The sequence below is a fragment of the Pseudomonas sp. 2822-17 genome, from assembly GCF_002742485.1.
Lineage (GTDB): Bacteria > Pseudomonadota > Gammaproteobacteria > Pseudomonadales > Pseudomonadaceae > Aquipseudomonas > Aquipseudomonas cyclaminis.
The window spans coordinates 1-236 of sequence record NZ_LJRZ01000811.1 but is presented as its reverse complement, the minus strand read 5'-3'; the positions used below and the strand labels follow the sequence as shown (position 1 = coordinate 236).

At 40.7% G+C, this 236-nt stretch carries 1 pseudogene; it reads right to left on the bottom strand.

What is annotated here, in order from left to right:
* A pseudogene (locus AOA60_RS32860) lies at positions 1-236 on the bottom strand (FAD-binding oxidoreductase); the annotation flags it as partial.

Genomic DNA, 236 nt, shown 5'->3' with positions numbered 1-236 from the left:
GAAGCGCATCTCTTAACTCCTTACCATTTACCCTAGCAGCACCATTAATGTGAACAGCACCAAATTCCTTAGAAATAGGTGTGAATAAACGGTTTACTTCATCTGGAGTGAGACGCGATATATCCCCAATTTCAGGTGCATCTTTTCTACGAAGATTAGCCCTCTCCTCCATTTTATCCAATTTAATATCATCATGATGAAGACTCAAAGCGCCTACTCTAGCATATCCAGTACTG